The 16,265-nt window shown below is 66.4% G+C and carries 16 protein-coding genes; 4 read left to right on the forward strand and 12 right to left on the reverse strand.

Annotated elements, in window-relative coordinates; all coding sequences use genetic code 11:
- Positions 1–391: 391 nt before the first annotated feature.
- The 11 genes from M3M27_RS02065 to M3M27_RS02115 form a co-directional block, all read right to left on the reverse strand.
- The gene (locus M3M27_RS02065) at positions 392–2,428 is read right to left on the reverse strand and encodes a DNA topoisomerase III (protein WP_434026995.1); all 2,037 of its coding nucleotides are present in this window, start codon (positions 2,426–2,428) and stop codon (positions 392–394) included.
- 273 nt (positions 2,429–2,701) lie between these two features.
- Complete coding sequence (locus M3M27_RS02070) at positions 2,702–3,163, reverse strand: single-stranded DNA-binding protein (RefSeq protein ID WP_434026996.1); 462 nt, start codon at positions 3,161–3,163, stop codon at positions 2,702–2,704.
- Between the two features lie 73 nt (positions 3,164–3,236).
- Positions 3,237–3,764 (reverse strand): DUF3158 family protein, encoded by a 528-nt coding sequence (locus M3M27_RS02075; protein WP_217110001.1) that lies wholly within the window; start codon positions 3,762–3,764, stop codon positions 3,237–3,239.
- On the reverse strand, positions 3,761–4,543 hold the full coding sequence (locus M3M27_RS02080) for a PFL_4669 family integrating conjugative element protein (RefSeq protein WP_217110002.1): 783 nt from the start codon (positions 4,541–4,543) through the stop codon (positions 3,761–3,763). Before M3M27_RS02080 ends, M3M27_RS02075 begins: the two co-directional genes overlap by 4 nt.
- Before the next feature lie 317 nt (positions 4,544–4,860).
- On the reverse strand, positions 4,861–6,105 hold the full coding sequence (locus M3M27_RS02085) for an STY4528 family pathogenicity island replication protein (RefSeq protein WP_217110003.1): 1,245 nt from the start codon (positions 6,103–6,105) through the stop codon (positions 4,861–4,863).
- Positions 6,106–6,108: 3 nt separating this feature from the next.
- Entirely contained in the window at positions 6,109–6,669 is a 561-nt protein-coding gene (locus M3M27_RS02090) for a DUF2857 domain-containing protein (RefSeq protein ID WP_217110004.1), read from the reverse strand.
- Between the two features lie 15 nt (positions 6,670–6,684).
- Positions 6,685–8,343, reverse strand: a complete 1,659-nt coding sequence (locus tag M3M27_RS02095; protein ID WP_434026997.1) for a ParB family protein — start codon at positions 8,341–8,343, stop codon at positions 6,685–6,687.
- Positions 8,336–8,584: a type II toxin-antitoxin system HicA family toxin gene (locus M3M27_RS02100; RefSeq protein ID WP_217110006.1), complete on the reverse strand. Its 249-nt coding sequence runs from the start codon at positions 8,582–8,584 to the stop codon at positions 8,336–8,338. The genes M3M27_RS02095 and M3M27_RS02100 overlap by 8 nt, the downstream gene beginning before the upstream one ends.
- On the reverse strand, positions 8,568–9,443 hold the full coding sequence (locus M3M27_RS02105; protein ID WP_217110007.1) for a ParA family protein: 876 nt from the start codon (positions 9,441–9,443) through the stop codon (positions 8,568–8,570). The genes M3M27_RS02100 and M3M27_RS02105 overlap by 17 nt, the downstream gene beginning before the upstream one ends.
- A 43-nt stretch (positions 9,444–9,486) precedes the next feature.
- On the reverse strand, positions 9,487–9,699 hold the full coding sequence (locus M3M27_RS02110) for an AlpA family transcriptional regulator (protein ID WP_004566600.1): 213 nt from the start codon (positions 9,697–9,699) through the stop codon (positions 9,487–9,489).
- Between the two features lie 118 nt (positions 9,700–9,817).
- Positions 9,818–10,564: a hypothetical protein gene (locus tag M3M27_RS02115; RefSeq protein WP_217110009.1), complete on the reverse strand. Its 747-nt coding sequence runs from the start codon at positions 10,562–10,564 to the stop codon at positions 9,818–9,820.
- Between the two features lie 1,362 nt (positions 10,565–11,926).
- Between M3M27_RS02115 and M3M27_RS02120 the strand changes: the two genes are divergently transcribed.
- The 4 genes from M3M27_RS02120 (at position 11,927) to M3M27_RS02135 (ending at position 15,296) form a co-directional block, all read left to right on the forward strand.
- The gene (locus M3M27_RS02120) at positions 11,927–12,508 is read left to right on the forward strand and encodes an anthranilate synthase component II (protein WP_434026998.1); all 582 of its coding nucleotides are present in this window, start codon (positions 11,927–11,929) and stop codon (positions 12,506–12,508) included.
- An 81-nt stretch (positions 12,509–12,589) separates the two neighbouring features.
- On the forward strand, positions 12,590–13,615 hold the full coding sequence (gene trpD / locus M3M27_RS02125; protein WP_434026999.1) for an anthranilate phosphoribosyltransferase: 1,026 nt from the start codon (positions 12,590–12,592) through the stop codon (positions 13,613–13,615).
- A gap of 176 nt (positions 13,616–13,791) precedes the next feature.
- Positions 13,792–14,583, forward strand: a complete 792-nt coding sequence (gene trpC / locus M3M27_RS02130; RefSeq protein WP_434027000.1) for an indole-3-glycerol phosphate synthase TrpC — start codon at positions 13,792–13,794, stop codon at positions 14,581–14,583.
- On the forward strand, positions 14,580–15,296 hold the full coding sequence (locus tag M3M27_RS02135; RefSeq protein WP_140725502.1) for a haloacid dehalogenase-like hydrolase: 717 nt from the start codon (positions 14,580–14,582) through the stop codon (positions 15,294–15,296). Before trpC ends, M3M27_RS02135 begins: the two co-directional genes overlap by 4 nt.
- Before the next feature lie 262 nt (positions 15,297–15,558).
- On the opposite strand, the gene crp is transcribed toward M3M27_RS02135, so the two are convergent.
- Complete coding sequence (gene crp / locus M3M27_RS02140) at positions 15,559–16,239, reverse strand: cAMP-activated global transcriptional regulator CRP (RefSeq protein WP_256661947.1); 681 nt, start codon at positions 16,237–16,239, stop codon at positions 15,559–15,561.
- Between the last annotated feature and the right edge of the window lie 26 nt (positions 16,240–16,265).

Below are 16,265 nucleotides of genomic sequence, written 5' to 3' on the forward strand. Positions count from 1 at the left end.
AACCGTCTGCTGTCAGCAATCGCACCCGGCGCATGTCGTGGTTGGCGCCGGTATCTTCTGGCGCACATCCGCGCACAAAAGGAGCCCAGTTTTTCGCCGTTGGGCACGGCATCGAATACCGCTGACCGTGAAGGGTCTCCGGGTGGCTCGCAGCCTGGCAAGCCATCGGGGGACCCTTCGCAGGGGCGGAAAAATGCAGATCAACAGAATGCGCCGGGAGACCCCGGACATGGTTCGCGGAGAAGCTACCTTCAGGTCCCGCAGCCGGGTACGGCTGGGCGGGACGCGCACACGGACAAGAGAAGGCGTTGCGCGCTGGGCATCCCGCAGGGCGTGCGGGACATGGGCCACGCCGCCGATGGCGGGCACGGCTCTCGGGGAACGGGATCGGTCAGGAGCCTTTGCGGCCGCTGCTGCCATCACGACGTGGAGATCGCGAGGCACCGCGCTTGGACGCGCCGGTTTCGACCGGCAGCGTGCCTTTGCAGTCGGGGTAGCGACTGCATGACCAGAAGGGGCCGGTCTTGCCGGTGCGCTGGCGCGTCGGTGCGCCGCACTGCGGGCAAGCGGGTCCCTGGGGAACCTTGATGGACAGCGAGGTGCTGCCGTACTGCGCGACCAGTTGCGAAATCCAGGCGGCCTGCTTGCCGATGAAGACTTGAAGGGTGAGCTGTCCGGCCTCGATCATGTCGAGCGCCTGCTCCCACACGGCGGTGGTTCCGGGGTCGGCAATCGCCGCAGGCACGGCGTCGATCAACGTGAATGCCGCATCCGATGCGCGAATGGAGCGTCCTTTCTTCACGAGATAGCCCCGCGTCAGCAGGCCGGTGATGATGTTGGCGCGCGTGGCTTCGGTGCCGATGCCCGTCGTTTCCTTCAACTTCTGTTTCAGGCGCGGGTCGGTCACGAAGCGCGCCACGCCTTTCATCGACTTGACCAGTTCGCCCTGCGTATAGGGCTTGGGTGGCATCGTCTTGAGCGCCTTGACCTCTGCCTCGGCTACTTGGCACGCCATGCCCTCGTGCAGGGCGGGCAGCACCTGGCTGCGCGCCGTGGCTTCACCGTCCTCGTCCGCACCACCTTCACGTTCGGGCTCGGCCAGCACCAGACGCCAACCTGGGGCGGCCACCTGCTTTCCGGTGGCCACCAGCTTCTGCTGGCTGCAGGAAAGCTCGGCGACGGTGCGGTCGAACTCGTGGTGAGGGAGGAATTGCGCCAGGTAATGAGCCCGGATGAGGCGGTACACGGCCAGTTCCCGTTCGCTCATCGCAGAGAGGTTCGCGGGTTCGAGCGTCGGGATGATGCCGTGGTGCGCCGTGACCTTGCCGTCGTTCCAGGCACGCGAGCGCTGCGAGCGATCGAGCTGGTCCATGATCTGGCGCAGTGACGGATCTGTCTTGAGCAGACTGTCCAGGACCGTGGGCACCTCGGCGAACATGCTTTCGGGCAGATAGCCCGAATCGGAACGCGGGTACGTCGTGGCCTTGTGGGTCTCGTACAGGGCCTGGGCGATTTCAAGGGTCTCTTGAACGTCCAGCCCGAACTGCTTGGAACAGACTTCCTGGAGCGTCCCCAGGTCGAACAGCAGCGGCGGGCCTTCGCGCACGCGCTCGGTCTCGACCGACACCACTTGGGCAGTACCCGCAGCGCGGATCTGCTGCGCGGCCTGCTGAGCGATGGGCTGCTGCAGGCAGCGGCCCGCGTCGTCGGTGCAGCCATCGGGCGGAACCCACTGCGCACTGAAAGCCTGTCCACCTGCGGACAGGGTCACATCGATGGCCCAGAACGGCACCGACTTGAAAACCGCGATCTCGCGGTCGCGGTCCACGACGAGCTTGAGCGTCGGCGTCTGGACACGCCCGACCGACAGCACGCCGTCGTAGCCGGCCTGCCGGCCCAGCACCGTGAACAACCGGCTGAGGTTCATGCCCACGAGCCAGTCGGCGCGCGAACGCGCCAGCGCCGAGTAGTACATCGGCAGCGTGTCGGAAGACGGCCGCAGCTTGCCGAGCGCGGCGCGGATCGACGCATCGTTGAGCGCCGACAGCCATAGCCGATCGACGGGGCCACGGTAGCCGCACAGGTCGATGATCTCTCGGGCGATCAGTTCGCCCTCGCGGTCGGCATCGGTGGCGATGACGAGATGGGTCGCCTTCGCCAGGAGCGCCTTGACGACCTTGAATTGCGTGGCAGTCTTGGGTTTGACCTCGACCCGCCACTGCTGGGGAATGATGGGCAACTGCTCCAGCGACCAGCGCTTGAGCGCCGCGTCATAGACCTCGGGAGCTGCCGCTTCGACGAGATGGCCGATGCACCAGGTAACAGTGACGCCGGAGCCGCTGAGACAGCCTTCACCGCGCTGCGTCGCGCCGAGAATCCGGCCAATGTCTTTGCCCTGGGAGGGCTTCTCGCACAAGAACAGCCGCATGTCCGTCCATCCGAATTCCGTGGTTCATTGAGTTGCTGGAATCGAGAATGCCGAGCACCACCAGGGGCAGCAGCAAACAAGCCGCACGTGGTGGCGACCACTTTCACGGGACGGAATGGCGGGGACGGGAGTGGCGTGCGGCCGGGGGTGTGCGCGCCGGGAGCCGCGACTTTCGGGAGCGCGTGGAAGCCGGTGGACGTTGATGGAGCTATCCCCTGGGGATAGCTCGCGAAGGCATGGGGCGACGGACAACCGCTGCCGCCCCATGCCGGATCACTTCCTGCGCTTCGGCTCCTTCGGCTCCTTCGGCGCGGTCGGTTCCTGGGCGGACTGGGGTTTCGGCTGCGCGTCCTGTGCGGTCTCCTGCTGCCTGGGGCTGAGGGTCACGGACTCGATGCGAAACGGCAAGATGCCGACGCTGCGCGCGTTGATCTGCCAGGTCTCGCGTGGCTGATCCTCGTTGTCCGTCCAGGGTTCGCGCTCCATACGGCCGATGACCAGCACGCGCATGCCCTTCTGGTAGAGGTCCTTCCAGTGGGCGGCGTCGCGGTGCCAGATTTCCACCGGCGCCCAGAAACCGCCGCGGTCCTCGAAGTCGCCGCCCTTGGTGGGGACGGGGTTGTCGAAATAGACGTTCAGCCGCAGCAAGCGCCGCGGCTCGTCGTTGCCGTTGGGAAATTCCCGGTACTCCGGTGGCGAGCCGATGTTGCCCTCGCCAGAAAAATGCGTGCTCATGGTGTGAACTCCGTGGTGGTTGAAATACCCGCACCTGGTCGGCGTCGGGCGCGTGCTGGGGTGCCTGGCGCAATCACCGATCGCGCATGGCGGCGGAAATGGACTTGAGCCGGCGCAGGTAGGCGCCTTCCGCCTCGGCCGCCTTGCTGGCGCACTCCTGCGCCTGCCTGCCCAAGGTGTGCAACAGGCTGATCTGCATGTTCAGCGTGATGCGCTGAAGCTCGATCGCGTGCAGGTCGGCCAGCAGGTTGACCGGCGTGCTGGTGCTGGCCATCAGCTCCTGCCACAGGGCCACGCCCATGGCCGAGCGGTCATGCTTGCGCCAGCGCAGAAACACCGTGCCTGCGCCAGTGGTCTGCTGGGCCAGCTCAATGGGCAGCAGGTGGAAGGGATGCCCGGCGGCCTGTGGCAGCACCTGTCGCTGCGCCAGGCCAATCAACTCGTCGCGCATGGCGAAGCACTGGCTGGCCCAGGCCTCCAAGTCCCCTTTACCTTTAAAGGGCTTTAAAAGGCCTTTTAGAGAGGCGGCGTGTTCCATCCTCATGAAGGCTGTCTGTTGCAGCGGACGGAAGTAGCGGGTGTCGCAGTTCGGGGCGCTCATGCCTGCGCGTCCTCGCCCGCAGTGGTCTCGGGTGCCTCGGTGGTGGTGGCCTCGTCGGTGGGGGCATCGGCTGCGGCAGGAGCCTCACCGCGCTGCTGCAGGCCACGGCGCACGATGGGCGGCGCGAACTTCGAGCGGCGCGTGCCTTCCAGCACGTCCTGCGGCAGTTCGCCGAACTTCTCCAGCGCCGCGCGTGCTGCGGCGTTTTTCGCCGCGAAGTCGTCGCGGGTGCAGCCCGAATAGCGGTACTGCTGGGCCAACGAGAACAGGCTGCGCAGCGCATGCGCGCCCTCGTTGAGCCAGCGTTCGAGCGTCGAGCGATCGATCAGCGCGGTGTGGTGCGCGAGGATCAGTTTGCGGGCGATGTCGTCGTAGTCGGCGAGCAGATACACCGCGGCAAAGCCGAGCTGCGCATTGACGAACAGCGGCAGCTTGACGGGTTGCACGTTGAGGTTCTCGCCCAGGGTGAGTGCCGGCGGCACGCTCGCGAGCGCCTGGTCCACTTGCTCGCGCAACGATTGCAGCGTGGCTTTCGTCTGGTCGAGCTTGTCTTCGATGCGCAGCATCCAGAAGTCGCTGTACGGGTCGTCCTGCTCCGAGCCGCGCCGCATCTTGTTCATCTGGGCGATGTAGCCGTTCAGGCCGACGATGCCCGGTCGCCCCTCGGCGGCGGCGCGGCCATGCCAGATGCGCGAGGCGTGGTGCGTGTGTAGCGTCAGCGACATCGCGCTGCGCAGGGAGCCGAGATTCAGTTGCAGGGGTTCGTTGGTAGTTGCCATGGTGTCCGCTCGTTGTTGGAAAAGAGCGGCCAGCTTCGGCAGGAAGCGGAAGGCAGTCAGTCAACAAACCGAAACCCGCCAGTCCCCGGTTCAGGGCGCGGCGGGTGCATGCGGCGCGAGCTATCCCCTGGGGATAGCTCCATGGAGCGCCAAGGAACGCTGCACGCCGGGATCGGGGCGGACAACACTGACTCTGTGGCAGATGGTCGATGGCGGACCTGCGACTGCTCTGCGCCGTACTCGGCAGTGGAACTATCCCCAGGGGATAGCTCTACCGGCGGCCATGGACATCTACTTGCGCCGCCTTGCAGGCCTTCTCACTTGCTGGCGAGCAGATTGCGCAGCCTTTCGATGTGCTGCTTGGCGACTTCCGGTGGCACGGGCTTGCCCTGCGGCTGAGGTGGCGGTGCAGGTGGTGGCCGCTGGCTTGGAGGAACGGGGGCCGATGGCGCATCCTTCTTGGCCCAGGCATTGAACTCGCCATGGATGGCCCGTTGGATGATGCCGAACAAATATCCCGCCGGATTGCGGATGCCGTGGCTGCTGCATCGTGTGGCCCATTCGTCCAGCACGGCCTGTCTCAGCGCGGCATCGACCTGCTGCAACGCCACCCTGGCACCTGTCTGCTGCTCTGCCTTCAGTTCCGCGAAGCGCTTGGGCCATTGCAGGTCGCCCAGCGCACGCGCCTGCGCGGTAGTACGTACTTCATTAATACAACTACTACGTACTGTACGGGCCTGCTTCGGATTCCGAAGAGAGGCGTCTGGCGCGGGTTTCGGCCCTGCTTCGGATTCCGAAGTGGGGTCATCACGATTCCGAAGAAGGCTCGAAGCCCCTTCTTCGGAATCGTGGATGTCCTCTTGCTGTGGATAACTTTCGGCCGCCGTGATGCCCTGGCTGGCGAGGCGTTCGGCCAGGACCTGCAGCCGTGATGGCAGTGTGCGGCCGGAGAGCAGCGGGTCCTCCGCGATTTCCTTGAGCGTGTTCAGGCCGACCATCTGCACGGCCTTGGCCGCGTGGCCGAGGGACTGGCTGACCAGCGCCAGGTAGTCGGCGTCGAGCTGCATCGCTTCAAAGGGCGTCAACGGCTCGTCGTGAAGGACATAGAGGTTACCGAGGATGCGGCCGGTCTTGGGGTCGCGTCGCCGCCGAACGAGGCTCAGCCATCGGGTCAAGCGCAGCAGCGTCAGGGCTCGCGCCACGGTTTCGTGCGAAGCCTGCCCGGCGCATGGCATCGAGGCCAGCCAGGGCCGCAACTGCTCATAGGTGGGGAATGCCGTCACGCCATCGTCGTTGAGCATCAGCCGGAACACCTGCCAGGCGTTGCGCTCCAGCGGTGTCAGCCTGCGGTCGAGGAACAGCCGCCGCGGCACGGTTTCATGCCGGTTGCCGCTGAAGAGGAACGCATCGCCAGACGCCGGGGCCGTGGACACCGGGACGGGCGTGGGTGTGGAGGGGGGCACGTCGGCTTTGGGTTTGGGCGCAAGGTCCTTCAGCGCAGCGTCGAACAGGTCCGCGAGTGCGACGGGGCCACGACGTGGTGCGGTGTCGTCCACGGCCATGACTCAACCCAAGCCCTGATCGACCCAGCTCTTGATCGAGGCCCAGACCACCGACAGAGGGAGCGACATGCCTTCGGCCAGATCCATGGCGGCGTCGAGGATGGAGGTTTCGTCGTCGAGATCGACGTTTCTGCTGCTGGTCACGGCCTTCCATTGCCGCCACAGCTCCGTGTCCTGCGTCTCGTCCAGCACGGGGTGGCGGCCCTTGCGCTTGGGTAGGCCGAGGATTTCGCGCCGAAGCGCCACTTCCTGGTGGGTCAGGCCGTAGAAGCGGCTGACCATCTCGGTGCTCGCGCCCAGCCTGAGCATGCGATCGACCGTGGCGATCTCCTTCTCCACGTCCTGGGCCTGCCTGAGCAGACGCCGGAGCACTTCACGGTTGACCGTCACGGAGCACCACGAGACGTTGGCGTTGGCCAGCACGCTGATCAGTGCGGGATGCTTGAGGGCATCCAGTTCTTCCTCGCCAAACCCCATCAGTTTGCAGCGGCGCAGTTGCCCATTGCGCAGGTCATAGAGGGCCTGGGCGATGACAGCCTGGTTGAGTGGGTGTGGTGCGGACATGCTGGCCTCCCTCGCTTACGTTCCAGCGTCCGCAGCGCCGGTTTCCAGGTCGAGCAGGCGGCGGGCCAGCCGCAGCAGGCGGAACAGCTTGACCAGCGCGGTGTCACTCAACCGCCGAGCTGCCTCGCCTTGGCCGTACAGCAGCGCCGGCAGGTCGATGACGATTTGTCCGTGATCCAGGCCGACGTCGGCGGACTGCTGACCAGCCAGGCACGCCAGCAGCGCCAGGACGGGACGGCCTAGCGGCCCCGGGTCCTGGGTGCGGGCACGGCAGACGAAGCCGATGCCGTCTGGACGGTCGTCGATGCACTCGTCCAGGTCGGCCTCGCCCGCGATTTCGCGGGCGAACTGCGCGACGTGGATGCGCAAGCACTCGGGCGTGTCCAGGCTCGGGTCGATGTACCAGACATCGGAGATCGGATAGAGCCCGCCGGCCTGCACCGGGATGGACTGCAAGACGTTCGCCGAGAAGTCGGGCGGCAGCGCATCGCCCAACTGGTCGGCGACCATGCGCTGGATGGACTGAAGCCGTTCGGTCGTCGGCGCGGGCGAGACGATGTGCTCCTGAAGCAGGTGGTCATCGGCTGTCCGACTGGCCATGCTCATCTGGCTGGCATCCGCGTCGATCTCGCGCGCGGAGGGGGTGGCCGCAGGTCGGCCTGCAGGCGGCGCTGCCGGCTCAGGCCCTGCGATGGGCGGCGAGGTATCGGCAGGGGAACGCGCGACAGCTCCCGGCTCCGGCAATGTCGGCGGCATCGAGGGTGGCGTTGGGTCGCTGACCAAGGCACGCTGGCGACTCTCGGATTCGGTCAAGTCCAGCGCGAGCACGTCGTAATCGACGCCCAGCAGTTCGGCCATCTGGCCGATCAACTCGTCCTGTACGCGTTGCGCGGAGAACTCGTCGGCCTGGACGTCGAATTGCGAGAGCACTTCCTGGAAGAACTCGTCGAAGTCCTGAACCAGTGAGCGGCCCTTGGCGTAGCGCTCCCACGCGAGCATGCAGGCTTTGCGCATGACCGACAGGCGTTCGACCTGGTGGCGGCCGAGGCCGCCATAGAGCACGGCGGGGATCGCGGGCAGCAGGTAACGCACCGCGTCGTTCATCCGGCTGATGTGCGATTGCTGGACGGGGAAGCCATCCGCAGCAAGGCGGCGCGCCAGTTCGGACTGGCTCAAGGTGTTGCCACTCTCCTGTTCGTAGAACTCGCGCGCCTTCTCGACACCAAGTGCGCGTTCGATGAACGTGAGGCCGCCGCGCAATTCGTTCTCGGCCAGGTGGCCGGTCAGCATGACGACTTCACCGCGGCTGGGCCAAGGCCGGAACAGGCACGATATGCGAAAGAAGCGCTCGTCCTTGGTCTCCGACCACAGCTCCCGCAGGATGGCCAATCGCGTATTGCCGCCATTGCGGATGATGTAGTGGTCCTCGCCGGGCCGTCGGGTGATGGCCGGCGCCGCGTCTAAGCCACGCTCACGGATGGACGCCTTGATGTCCTCATAGGCAGGATTGCGCTTCTTGCGCGGGTCATGGTCATAGGGGCGCAATTGGTCGAGGGTCACGACCATCGGCGTGTCGGCAATGGGGTCGCTCAGCGCCGAGGCGGACGGGCCGCTGCGCTCGAACCCGGCCGCGAGCAGCTTGCCGGCCATCTGCTGGGAGGTGATCTCAGCCATGACTGCCTCCCCGCGCTTGGGATCGGGCCTCGCGCTCGGCGCGGCGGATCTGCGCACGGGCATTGAGGGCCGCCCGATGGTCGCTGGCCGTCGAACTGGTGTAGATCGCGGCGCAGCCTGTCTTGGTGAATTTGAGGTGGCCGCCCGGCGTGCGCTTGACGTGCCAGCCTTCGCCGACAGCGAACTCGATCAGGGCGCGCAACCGCTTGTGGCCTCGGGCCAGTTCATGTGCGTTCGCCATGGGGCCTCCCGGCTTCAAGAGGGTGTGGAGGCCGGCCGGACACCGTGGCAAATCGGTGCTGCCACTGCGGGAACAATTCGGCGGCGAGACCGCGCATGGTGTCGAGCGCAGCGGGGGCGACTCTGCCCGCTGGCTGGCGGTACTCGATCCGATGCACCGGCAGGCCGCGCGTCGCGGCGCGCGGATAGGCTTCGATGGCCGGCACGTCGGTGGCCAGCACGCGGATGCCGGCGTGGTCCTGGAACAGGTCGCGCAGGGCCTGCTGGATCAGCCGGGCGTTCGTGGACACTGGATGGACGCGGTTGATGAGCAGGTGGAGCGGCGGCGGCTCGATGCCGAGGTGCCGGTACGGCGCGATGTCCTCCAGCAACTGCATAGTGCCGCGCCGCAGCTCGCGCGCCGCGAGGATTTCCGGGGTCACGGGCGAGAGCGCAACGTCGGAAGCGAGCACCGCCATCTCCAGCAGCACCGACCGCGCACCCTGGGTGTCGATCAGCACCAGGTCGTAGAGGGGGTCCAGGACCGGCAGCAGGTGCCGCAGCCGCAGGCGCCCATCCGGCGCGTGCAGCAGCAAGGTGTTCAACTCGCCCCGGTGGTCGTTGGACAGCACCAGGTCCAGGCCGGCGATGGTCGTGCGGGACACGAGTTGGCCGAGGTCGCGCTCGTTGAAAGCCAGCAGTTCATAGATGCCGCCCGATGCGCGGCGTGCCAGCTCGTAGTAGGAGGACAAGGTGGGCTGTACGTCGAGGTCGAGCAGCAGCACGCGCAGGCCCGCGTCGGCGGCCAGTCCGCCGAGGTTGGCGGCGGTGGTCGTTTTGCCGACGCCGCCCTTGGTCGAGATGATGGATACAACCTGCATGGCGCTCTCCGTCTGGGAATGGGGAAATCCGAGGGAGAACGGGTCAGGTGCGGTTGTTGAGGCGTTCGGCGATCCACTGGTCGATTTCGATCGAATCCCAGCCCACCGCGCGCACACCCAGTCGCAGCGCCTGCGGGAACTGGCGCTTCTTCATCAGGTTGTAGATATGGGCGCGCTTGAAGCCGGACTTGGCTTCGACTTCATCGAGCCGCAGGATGCGGCGCTCGTTCGGTGGAAGTACAGGTGTCTGCGACATGGCGGTCACTCCTGAACGCTCAGTGGCGTTTGTTGGCGTGACCTCTATTCAATAGACATGGCTGCGGAAAGACATTGCAAATGCAATCTCCGCGATTGCACATACAAGCTGGAAGAACTCACGCAGTTGCACTACGGACGTACTTCCTGGCGTTGGCGAACTTGCCGTTCAAAGTTCGCTCCGTGATGCCCATGGTGCCGCCGTAGTGGGCGACCAAAGCGGAAACAAGGGCCTCCTGCGTTTGGAAGCTGGAGTAAGGAACTCCCGAAGGCGACCGGCCGAGCATCAGCGTCAGCATCCCGCCAATGATGTTGAGATACGTCGTCTCTGCCCGCTCGCTGATCTCGCATTGCTTGGAAGCCAGAAGCACGGTGGACTGCTTGAGCAGCATGTCGTTCCGCTCCTGCAGTTCTTGCATCTGACGTCTGGCATGGTCCAGCGCGGCCTGAAGTGCCAACCGCTCCACCAGAATCGCTTGTCCTGTTTCCATGGTGATGAAAGGATGCGCCATGCGTTCGCCACGGCTGAACAGGAAGCCTGGCCGGTGCTCCGGATAGTGGGTGCGCATCCAGCGTTTCAGATCAACGTGGCGAACGGTCAAATCCGGCGACTGCAGCAGCTTGGGGTCATTGAGCGTGATCCCGTTCTTGCCGTAGGGTAGTTCTCCGTTGAGGATGCCGTCATAGATGCGCTCCGAGTAGAGCCGGCACTCATTCCACCGAGGGCAGTTCAGCGATGGAGGCAGAAAGCGCGGTGATGCGATCGTGGCCAGGATCATGGGCAGGTACCGCAGCAACCCAGCCCATCGGATGGCCGCTTCGATGGGACGATAGAACACCTTTGATGTTGGAATGTCCTTGTGCATGTCGTCGTCTCCTTTCGGATGCGCTACATCGCCGGCTCCTTTCTTGCCCTGCCAAGGGCTGTTGTGTCGTTGTAGCCCCTGTAGCGGATGCCTGGGACGATGCCCTAGACGTAGGCGGGCGAGATCATTGGCATCCGCCGCAGGTGGCCTCGTCTTGCTCTATGTGCAAGAATTGATCGGTTGCCGGCCCATCGAGCGATGAGGACGCAAGCTCGATATTGGCGCTCACGGTATCAGCGTCATGGGTGGCGCAAAGCCCAGCAAGACCGATTCGATATGGTCTGATATCCCAGTTGTTTCACAGGGCGCGCGAGGTTGCACCCGGTGCCCAATGTCCAGATGGACAGGGAATATGCCGAGCACATCATGCTGGTTCGGAATACTGATATACCGAGATAGCATCTACTCGCGAAGCGATGTGACTCGTCCAACCTCGCCATTTTGCGTTCAGTGCCTGCGAGGTGGACAGGCATCGTCGCATCGCATGTCGGGATGCCGTTGACTTCCATCAAGTGGAGAAGCGTCTTTCGACGCCGCAGCCAGGAACAGACCTTGAGTAGCTCGCGAGCGCTGTTTCTAGCCTTTGACCTAACAATCAAGTGGCGAGCTGCCGTTCGCTCACCCACGTGACCATGTCCGGGTCACAGTGCGAGCAGAAGCTGCTCTCGTCACTTTCAGCCTGTGCGATGTGGGCCACGTCGGCCTCGTCCTGCGCAAAGTGGAAGCAGTGAACTCTCTTCCATCTTCCCCGGGCGCACTTGGCGAGAGCCAAGGTGATCTCGCCGTTCTCTCGGCAGTGGACTTTGCCTAGCATGCTCATGGTAAAATGCGAGAGATTGTTATTGGAATTCTGTTCGGGTGCGCTCGGACGGGGTTCTAGCTTTTTTAATTCAATACTTTGGTCTGTCCATGACCCGTACCGCTTCGACCAACATCGCTCTGTGGTGGCGCTTCCAATAGGAAGCGGCATGTCGTTGCGGTCTTGACCGCACCTTGCCGCCGTACCGGCAGGCAAGGTATCAAGAAGGCTTCCCCGGCACGGCGGCTCCAAGATTTGAGGAGATTGCCCGATGCCGTTAGCACCCCAGCCCCATCGTCGAACTCATGCCCCGCGCGCTGCATCGCCGCGGAGTCCGGGCCTGCCTGTCTTGTCTCGGCACTTGGCCCAGCCGTGCGAGCGCAGAGGCCCCTTTAGCGCACCACGTTGGCGGGCTCTGCGGCTCCGCTCAAGACCCCTTGCTACCCTGCGACAGCACTTAGTTGCGCTTCGTGCATCCCAATCAATGGTCGATGTGTGTAATGAAGTGTGTAATGGGGTCCGTGTGTAATGAAAACATTCAATAAAATCAAGGACTTATAATCATGAGACTCCTGATGCTCGACAACTACGACAGCTTCACCTACAACCTCGTGCAGTACCTGCAGGCGCTGGGCGCCGAGGTGACGGTGGTGCGCAACGACGCGATGAGCGTCGAGCAGATCGCCGCGCTCAAGCCCGAGCGGATCGTGATCTCGCCGGGGCCGTGCACGCCGAACGAGGCAGGGGTCTCGCTGGAGCTGATCGAGAAGCTCGGCCCGACCACGCCGATCCTCGGGGTCTGCCTCGGCCACCAGAGCATCGGCCAGGTCTACGGCGGCGACGTGATCCGCGCCGGCAACATCATGCACGGCAAGACCTCGCCGATCCGGCACGAGGGCAAGGGCGTGTTCGCCGGCCTGCCGGATGGCTACCAGGCCACGCGCTACCACTCGCTGGTGGTGGACAAGGCCACGCTGCCCGATGTGCTGGAAGTCACCGCCTGGACCGAGAACCCGGACGGCTCGGTCGAGGAGATCATGGGCCTGCGCCATCGCGAGCATCCGGTCGAGGGCGTGCAGTTCCATCCCGAGTCGATCCTCACCGAGCACGGCCACGCGTTGCTGAAGAACTTCCTGCAGCGCTGATCCCCGGGAGGCGCCGGGCCGCCCGGTTCCGCCGCGGCCACACGTTTGCCGCGCACCCCATTCGCCACAAGACCTCACGCCATGCCCATCACCCCGCAAGAAGCCCTGCAGCGCACCATCGAGCATCGCGAGATCTTCCACGACGAGATGGTCGATCTGATGCGCCAGGTCATGCGCGGCGAAGTGTCCGACACCATGGTCGCGGCGATCCTCACCGGCCTGCGCGTGAAGAAGGAGACCGTCGGCGAGATCGCCGGCGCCGCCGCGGTGATGCGCGAGTTCTCGCGCACCGTGGACGTGGCCGACCGCACCCACCTGGTCGACATCGTCGGTACCGGCGGCGACGGCTCGCACACCTTCAACATCTCGACCTGCGCGATGTTCGCCGCGGCCGCGGCCGGCGCGCGCGTGGCCAAGCACGGCAACCGCAGCGTGTCGTCCAAGTCCGGCAGCGCCGATGCGCTGGAGGCGCTGGGCGCGGCGATCGAGCTGCAGCCCGAGCAGGTCGCGCGCGCGATCGAGGCCACCGGCATCGGCTTCATGTTCGCGCCGATCCACCATCCGGCGATGAAGGTGGTGGCGCCGGTGCGCCGCGAGATGGGCGTGCGCACGATCTTCAACATCCTCGGCCCGCTCACCAACCCGGCCGCCGCGCCGTCGATCCTGATGGGCGTGTTCCATCCGGACCTGGTCGGCATCCAGGCCCGCGTGCTGCAGCGGCTCGGTGCCGAGCGCGCGCTGGTGGTCTGGGGGCGCGACGGCATGGACGAGCTCTCGCTCGGCGCCGGCACCCTGGTCGGCGAACTGCGCGACGGGCAGGTGCGCGAATACGAGGTGCATCCGGAGGACTATGGCATCGCCATGTCCGCCAGCCGCAACCTCAAGGTCGCCGATGCCGCCGAATCGCGCGCCATGCTGCTGGGCGTGCTCGACAACACGCCCGGCCCGGCGCTGGACATCGTCGCGCTCAATGCCGGCGCCGCGTTGTACGTGGCGGGCGTGGCCGACAGCATCGCCGACGGCATCGCCCGCGCGCGCGCGGCGATCGCCGACGGCAGCGCGCGCGCGCGGCTCGACGCGTACGTGGCGTTCACGCGGTCGCTTTGAGGGCTCCCCGCCCTCCGCGCCGGCGGGGGTGAGGCCTTCGTGCGGCGGTTGGCCCGATCCGTCCGGGAAGCCCGGCCCCGGCTTGCGCCGCGCCGGCGCGAAAGCCGGGGGAGGGCGCCGTTTTCGCCATTCCGCCGCCCTTGGCCGATAATGCCGGGCCCCCAGGAACCGATCCGATGAGCGACATCCTCACCACCATCCTCGCCCGCAAGGCCGAAGAAATCGCCGAGCGCAGCGCGCGCGTGCCGCTGGCGGAGCTGGTGGCGCGCAGCGCCGACCTGCCGGCCACGCGCGGCTTCACCGCGGCGCTGCAGGCGAGTATCGCGCAGGGCGATGCGGCCGTGATCGCCGAGGTCAAGAAGGCCAGCCCGTCCAAGGGCGTGATCCGGCCGGACTTCCGCCCCGCCGACATCGCGGTCAGCTACGAATTCGGCGGCGCCAGCTGCCTGTCGGTGCTGACCGACGTGGACTTCTTCCAGGGGGCCGACGCCTACCTGCAGCAGGCGCGCGAGGCCTGCACGCTGCCGGTGCTGCGCAAGGACTTCACCGTCGACCCGTACCAGGTCTACGAAGCGCGCGTGCTGGGCGCCGATTGCATCCTGCTGATCGTCGCCGCGCTGGACGACACGCAGCTGGCCGACCTGTCCGGGCTGGCGCTGCAACTGGGCCTGGACGTGCTGGTCGAGGTGCACGACATCGACGAGCTGGAGCGCGCGATCCAGGTGCCGGTGCCGATGATCGGCATCAACAACCGCAACCTGCGCACCTTCGAGGTGACGCTGCAGACCACGCTGTCGATGAAGGATGCCGTGCCCAGGGACCGCCTGCTGGTGACCGAGAGCGGCATCCTGGCCCGGGCCGACGTGCAGCTGATGCGCGACAACGGCGTCGACGCGTTCCTGGTCGGCGAGACCTTCATGCGCGCCGAGGAGCCGGGCGAGGCGCTGCGCCAATTGTTCTTCGCATGACCCAGGCCTATCCGACCCCGCGCGAGGACGCGCCGCTGGTCGTCTTCGACTTCGACCACACGCTCTACGACGGCGATTCCGGCAGCCACCTGTTCGCCTGGCTGATCCGGCGCAATCCGCTGCGGCTGCTGGCCGCGCTGCTGGCCACGCCGGTGCTGGGCCCGATGGTCGCGCTGCTGCCGACGCGCCGGCGCGGGGTCTCGGGCTACGTCTGGATCGCCACGTTCGGCCTGCATCGCGCCCGCGAGTTCGATCGGGTGATCGACACCTACGTGTTGCGCCACGAGGCCGACATCCGCCGCCGGCTGCTGCCGCGCGCGCTGGAGGTGTTCGCGGGCCACCGCAAGGCCGGCGACCGGGTGGTCGTCGCCACCGGCGCGCCGCCGGAGCTGGCGCGCGCGATCCTGGCGTTCGTCGCCCACCAGGACGTGCCGGTGATCGGCAGCCTGGTCGGCCCGACCCTGGGCGCGGTCATCGCCAAGCGGCACTGCCACAACGAAGAGAAGATGCGGATGCTGCGCGAGCGCGGCTATGGCCGGATCGAGGTGGCCTACTCCGACAGCGTCGCCGACCTGCCGCTGCTCAAGGCCGCGCGCGCGCCGGTGGTGGTCAACCCGAAGCGAAGCAGGGTCGGCTTCTTCCGCGAGGTGCTGCCCCCGGGCACGCCGATCCTGAACTGGGGATGCCGCGACCGCGGCGGCGATCCGGTGTAGCGCAGCATGTGCGCGGCTACCAGCCGCGATAGGGCTTTCCCGGCAAGGCCTCATCGTGGCCGAAGCCGCTCCCACAAAAGCCGGTCCCCGGATCGGCATCCAAGTCGCGTCAGCAGCTGCCCCGGTTCCCGGTGAATGTTCTGGAGGAGGGGGCCCTGGGTAAGAGGGCGCGCGCCGGCAGGCGCGGGGACCGGGAACTTATGAGCCGGGGCCCACGGTCCGCGCCGCGGACCGTGGGGCATTTGTGCGAATGCGCGCCCGCTCAGCGCGTCCCGTAGAGCACCACGGTCTTGCCGCGGGCATGCAGCACGCCGTCGGCCTGCAGCTTCTTCAGCACGCGCCCGGCCATCTCGCGCGAGCAGCCCACCAGTCGCGCCAGCTCCTGCCTGGACACGCGCAACTGGGTACCCTGCGGGTGGCTCATCGACTCCGGCTCCTTGGCCAGGTCGTGCAGGGTGCGCACGATGCGGTCGGTCACGTCCAGGAACGCCAGGCGGCTGGCCTTGCGGGTGGTGTCGAGCAGGCGCTTGGAGAGCTGGGCGCCGATCGCGTAGAGCAGCCGGGCGGCGTCCGGGGCCAGGGCGCCCTGCAGCAGCTGGTGCAGGCGCTCGTAGCTGATCTCGGCCAGTTCGCACTGGCTGCGGGTGCGCAGCACCACCTCGCGCTCGTCGGACTCGATGAACAGGCCCATCTCGCCGACGAACTCGCCGGCGCCGAAGTAGCCCAGCACCAGCTCCCGGTCGTCCTCTTCCTCGGCGATGATGCTGACCGAGCCGCTGATCACATAATAGAGCGTGCCGGCCGGGTCGCCCGGTCGGAACACGTCGGTGCGGGTGGGGTAGCGACGGCGGTGGCTATGGGCGAGGAAGCGCTCGACGGTCGCCGCGTCCAGCGCCAGCGGCGGGACGCCCTGACGCGCCGGCGTCACACTGTGGGGGTTCACTAGGCTCATGGCAGTTCCGCAGCTCA

Source organism: Xanthomonas boreopolis (assembly GCF_046529185.1).
Taxonomy (GTDB): Bacteria; Pseudomonadota; Gammaproteobacteria; order Xanthomonadales; family Xanthomonadaceae; genus Pseudomonas_S; species Pseudomonas_S boreopolis.

Bases quoted from the DNA above. Each gene is read 5' to 3' on its own strand.
- M3M27_RS02110 (WP_004566600.1), bottom strand. From the start codon at position 9,699: ATGTCGCAGACACCTGTACTTCCACCGAACGAGCGCCGCATCCTGCGG.
- M3M27_RS02120 (WP_434026998.1), top strand. From the start codon at position 11,927: ATGAGACTCCTGATGCTCGACAACTACGACAGCTTCACCTACAACCTC.
- M3M27_RS02070 (WP_434026996.1), bottom strand. From the start codon at position 3,163: ATGAGCACGCATTTTTCTGGCGAGGGCAACATCGGCTCGCCACCGGAG.
- M3M27_RS02095 (WP_434026997.1), bottom strand. From the start codon at position 8,343: ATGGCTGAGATCACCTCCCAGCAGATGGCCGGCAAGCTGCTCGCGGCC.
- M3M27_RS02105 (WP_217110007.1), bottom strand. From the start codon at position 9,443: ATGCAGGTTGTATCCATCATCTCGACCAAGGGCGGCGTCGGCAAAACG.
- M3M27_RS02075 (WP_217110001.1), bottom strand. From the start codon at position 3,764: ATGAGCGCCCCGAACTGCGACACCCGCTACTTCCGTCCGCTGCAACAG.
- trpD (WP_434026999.1), top strand. From the start codon at position 12,590: ATGCCCATCACCCCGCAAGAAGCCCTGCAGCGCACCATCGAGCATCGC.
- M3M27_RS02100 (WP_217110006.1), bottom strand. From the start codon at position 8,584: ATGGCGAACGCACATGAACTGGCCCGAGGCCACAAGCGGTTGCGCGCC.
- trpC (WP_434027000.1), top strand. From the start codon at position 13,792: ATGAGCGACATCCTCACCACCATCCTCGCCCGCAAGGCCGAAGAAATC.
- M3M27_RS02085 (WP_217110003.1), bottom strand. From the start codon at position 6,105: ATGGCCGTGGACGACACCGCACCACGTCGTGGCCCCGTCGCACTCGCG.
- M3M27_RS02090 (WP_217110004.1), bottom strand. From the start codon at position 6,669: ATGTCCGCACCACACCCACTCAACCAGGCTGTCATCGCCCAGGCCCTC.
- M3M27_RS02080 (WP_217110002.1), bottom strand. From the start codon at position 4,543: ATGGCAACTACCAACGAACCCCTGCAACTGAATCTCGGCTCCCTGCGC.
- M3M27_RS02135 (WP_140725502.1), top strand. From the start codon at position 14,580: ATGACCCAGGCCTATCCGACCCCGCGCGAGGACGCGCCGCTGGTCGTC.
- M3M27_RS02115 (WP_217110009.1), bottom strand. From the start codon at position 10,564: ATGCACAAGGACATTCCAACATCAAAGGTGTTCTATCGTCCCATCGAA.
- M3M27_RS02065 (WP_434026995.1), bottom strand. From the start codon at position 2,428: ATGCGGCTGTTCTTGTGCGAGAAGCCCTCCCAGGGCAAAGACATTGGC.